Origin of the sequence: Mycobacterium sp. (assembly GCF_035603715.1) — a bacterium.
GTDB lineage: Bacteria > Actinomycetota > Actinomycetes > Mycobacteriales > Mycobacteriaceae > Mycobacterium.
In genome coordinates, this window is the sequence record NZ_DATNJW010000069.1 from 1 (window position 1) to 4,357 (window position 4,357).

Sequence of the window (4,357 nt, forward strand, 5' to 3'; positions counted from 1 at the left end):
CGGAGCTGCGCGGTGTGCTGACCCCGGCGGCCGCAATGGGCGACGCGCTACTGACCCGATTGCCCGCCGCGGATGTCTCGCTGCAGACGGCCCGATTGATGCACCGCTGACGGCGTGGCCGGGGCTCAATTGCTCTGCAAAGAACCCTGTAAGGACAAGATCAGCTGGGCTAGTGTCAACAGTGAACCAAAGCATCCCAGCAACGTTAGGTGGACGGGTCCATGGCCGGCCTTGAAGATCTCCTGTCTCAGATTCCCACAAGTGACATTGCAAGCAAGATCGGCGTCGACGAAGCCGAGGTGAACAAGGCGGTCCAGTTGCTGGTACCGGTGCTGGTCGGCGGCCTGTCCGAAAACGCACAGGATCCCGAGCACGCCAGCAAGATCGAGTCCGCGGCCGACAGCCACGCCGACTTGCTCGATGGCGGCGTGAACGTCGATCAGGTCGACCAGAACGAAGGTCAGCAGGCGATCGCGAGAATCTTCGGCGGCAATGACGCCGACCAGGTCGCCAGCGCGCTGGCCGGCGGTGGCGGCGGCAACAGCGCTCTGCTCAAGCAGCTGCTGCCCATCCTGGCTCCGATCGTGTTGGCCTACATCGGAAAGCAGCTCGGCCAAAAGAGCGAACCGGCCAAGGAGGAGGCGTCCTCCGGAGGCGCGCTCAACGACGTGCTGGGCAGCATCCTTGGTGGAATGGCCGGCGGCAACAAGTCGCTGGGCACTGTGCTGGGCAACGCGCTGGGCTCGAAGGCGGGCGACATTCTCGGCGGATTGCTCGGCGGCAAGAAGTAGTAGTCGGCGCCGCCCGGCATGGGCGGTGTTCTTATCCGTTGGCGGCGCTTTCTAGACTTGAGGGGTGACCGCAAGCCCAGAACGCGCCGCTGACACGCGGGCCGAAGACCTGCCCAAGGCGTGGGATCCGGGCGCGGCCGAAAGCGCGACATATCAGCGCTGGGTGGATGCGGGTTATTTCGGCGCCGATCCGGCCAGCACCAAACCCGGTTACTCGATCGTGCTGCCGCCGCCCAACGTGACCGGCAGCCTGCACATGGGTCACGCGCTCGAGCACACCATGATGGATGCCCTGACCCGCCGCAAGCGCATGCAGGGTTACGAGGTGCTGTGGCAGCCCGGCATGGACCACGCTGGCATCGCCACCCAAAGCGTCGTGGAGAAGCAGCTCGCCGTCGACGGCAAGACCAAAGAAGACTTCGGCCGCACGCTGTTCATCGACAAGGTGTGGGACTGGAAGCGCGAATCGGGCGGTGCCATCGGCGGTCAGATGCGCCGTCTCGGCGACGGGGTGGACTGGAACCGCGAACGCTTCACCATGGACGACGGGCTGTCGCGGGCGGTGCGCACGATCTTCAAACGGCTCTATGACGGCGGCCTGATCTATCGGGCCGAGCGCCTGGTCAACTGGTCGCCGGTGCTGGAAACGGCGATATCGGATCTCGAGGTCCGTTACGAGGACGTCGAAGGCGAACTGGTGTCGTTCCGCTACGGTTCGCTCGACGACTCCGAGCCGCACATTGTGGTGGCCACCACCCGGGTCGAGACGATGTTGGGTGACACGGCGATCGCGGTGCATCCCGACGACGACCGCTACCGAGGGCTGGTCGGCTCGACACTGGCGCACCCGTTCCTGGACCGCCAGATCATCATCGTCGCCGACGATCACGTCGACCCTGAATTCGGTACCGGCGCAGTCAAAGTCACCCCTGCCCATGACCCGAACGACTTCGAGATCGGGCTGCGTCATCAGCTCCCCATGCCCTCGATCATGGACACGAAAGGTCGGATCGCCGACATTGGAACGCAATTCGACGGCATGGACCGATTCGAGGCGCGTGTCGCGGTCCGCGAAGCCTTGGCGGCGCAGGGCAGGATCGTCGCCGAGAAGCGGCCCTACCTGCACAGCGTCGGGCACTCGGAGCGCAGCGGTGAGCCGATCGAACCACGGCTGTCGCTGCAGTGGTGGGTGCGAGTCGAATCGCTGGCCAAGGCCGCCGGTGACGCGGTACGCAACGGCGACACCGTGATTCACCCCGCCAGGCTGGAACCACGCTGGTTCGCCTGGGTCGACGACATGCATGACTGGTGCATCTCACGTCAGCTGTGGTGGGGCCACCGAATCCCGATCTGGTACGGGCCGGACGGTCAGCAGATCTGCGTGGGTCCGGACGAGACACCGCCCGACGGTTGGGAGCAGGATCCCGACGTCCTGGACACCTGGTTCTCCTCTGCGCTGTGGCCGTTCTCCACGCTGGGCTGGCCCGACAAGACGCCGGCCTTGGAAAAGTTCTATCCGACAAGCGTTCTGGTGACCGGTTACGACATTCTGTTCTTCTGGGTGGCCCGGATGATGATGTTCGGGACGTTTGTCGGCGGTGACGACGCCATCACGCTGGACGGTGCCCGAGGTCCACAGGTGCCGTTCACCGACGTGTTCCTGCACGGGTTGATCCGTGATGAGTCCGGCCGGAAGATGAGCAAGTCCAAGGGCAACGTCATCGATCCGCTGGACTGGCTGGAGGTCTACGGCGCGGACGCTTTGCGATTCACCCTGGCTCGCGGCTCCAGTCCCGGCAGTGATCTCAGCGTCGGCGAGGACGATGTCCGGGCGTCACGTAACTTCGTCACCAAGCTGTTCAACGCCACCCGCTTCGCGTTGATGAACGGTGCCGCGCCGGCGCCGCTGCCGGGTCTCGACGAGCTCACCGATGCCGACCGCTGGATCCTGGGCCGGCTGGAAGAGGTTCGCGCCGAGGTCGATTCGGCCTTCGACGGCTATGAGTTCAGCCGGGCGTGCGAATCGCTGTACCACTTCACCTGGGACGAGTTCTGCGACTGGTACCTCGAGCTGGCCAAGACGCAGGTTGCCGACGGGCTCTCGCACACCACTGCCGTGCTGGCGGCCGCGCTGGACACGCTGCTTCGGTTGCTGCACCCAGTGATCCCGTTCGTGACCGAGACGCTGTGGAAGAACCTGACCGGCGGGGAGTCCGTCGTGATCGCCGAATGGCCGCAAACCTCTGGCATCGCGCTAAATAGCGTTGCCGCGCAACGGATCACCGATATGCAGAAATTGGTGACCGAGATTCGCCGGTTCCGTAGCGATCAGGGTGTGGCCGATCGGCAGAAGGTGTCGGCACGGCTGTCGGGCATCGACACCGCCGACCTGAGCACCCAGATCGGTGCCGTTTCCTCGTTGGCGTGGCTGACCGAGCCGGGCCCGGATTTCAGCCCTTCGGCATCCCTGGAGGTCGGGCTCAAGGGCGGTACGGTCGTCGTCGAACTCGACACCTCGGGCACCATCGACGTAGCCGCCGAGCGTCGCCGACTGGAGAAGGATCTGGCCACCGCGCAAAAGGAATTAGCTTCGACCACAGCGAAATTGGGCAATGCGGACTTCATGGCCAAGGCCCCGGAGGCTGTCGTCGACAACCAACGCGCGCGTCAACGGGTAGCGCGCGACGAAGTTGACCGGATCACGGCCAGGCTGGCCGGGCTGCAGTGACATTGGATCCCTACGACGCAGAACCAACCGAGGTCGTTCCCACCCCGGATGAGATCGCGGCACTGCTCCAGGTCGAGCACTTACTCGATCAGCGTTGGCCGGAAACCAAGATCGAGCCCAGCCTGGCCCGCATCGCTGCGCTGATGGATCTGCTCGGCTCACCGCAACGCAGCTACCCGTCGATCCACATCGCCGGTACCAACGGCAAAACCTCGGTGGCGCGGATGGTCGATGCGCTGCTGACCGCGCTGCAGCGGCGTACCGGGCGCACCACCAGCCCGCACCTGCAGTCGGCGGTCGAACGTATCGCGATCGACGGAAAGCCGATCAGCCCAGCGACATACGTGGAGACCTACGCCGAACTCGAGCCGTTCGTGCAGATGATCGACCAGCAGTCGCAAGACGGCGGCGGCCCGGCGATGAGCAAGTTCGAGGTCCTGACCGCGATGGCATTCGCGGCGTTCGCCGATGCCCCGATCGACGTGGGAGTCATCGAAGTCGGTCTGGGCGGACGTTGGGACGCCACCAATGTGATCGACGCGCCGGTCGCGGTGATCACGCCGATCAGCGTCGACCACGTCGAGTACCTCGGCGACGACATCGCGGGCATCGCCGGTGAGAAAGCCGGCATCATCCACCAAGCCGAAGATGGAGCGCCGGACACGGTGGCGGTCATCGGCCGTCAGGTGCCGGAGGCGATGGAGGTTGTGCTGGCGCAGACGGTCCACGCCGATGCCGCTGTGGCGCGTGAAGATTCGGAGTTCGCGGTGTTGAGCCGCCAGGTCGCGATCGGCGGGCAGATGCTGGAATTGCAGGGCCTCGGTGGGGTGTACTCCGA

At 65.0% G+C, this 4,357-nt stretch carries 4 protein-coding genes; all 4 read left to right on the top strand.

Annotated features, from left to right (window positions below):
- A partial coding sequence (locus VN856_RS02795; RefSeq protein ID WP_325685933.1) for a hypothetical protein occupies positions 1-110 on the top strand: 110 nt, incomplete at its 5' end.
- Positions 111-221: 111 nt separating this feature from the next.
- On the top strand, positions 222-791 hold the full coding sequence (locus VN856_RS02800; RefSeq protein WP_325685929.1) for a DUF937 domain-containing protein: 570 nt from the start codon (positions 222-224) through the stop codon (positions 789-791).
- A 64-nt stretch (positions 792-855) separates the two neighbouring features.
- Positions 856-3,519, top strand: a complete 2,664-nt coding sequence (locus VN856_RS02805; RefSeq protein WP_325685931.1) for a valine--tRNA ligase — start codon at positions 856-858, stop codon at positions 3,517-3,519.
- On the top strand, positions 3,516-4,357 hold an 842-nt coding region (locus tag VN856_RS02810; RefSeq protein ID WP_414686853.1), incomplete at its 3' end, for a bifunctional folylpolyglutamate synthase/dihydrofolate synthase. The genes VN856_RS02805 and VN856_RS02810, both read left to right, overlap by 4 nt.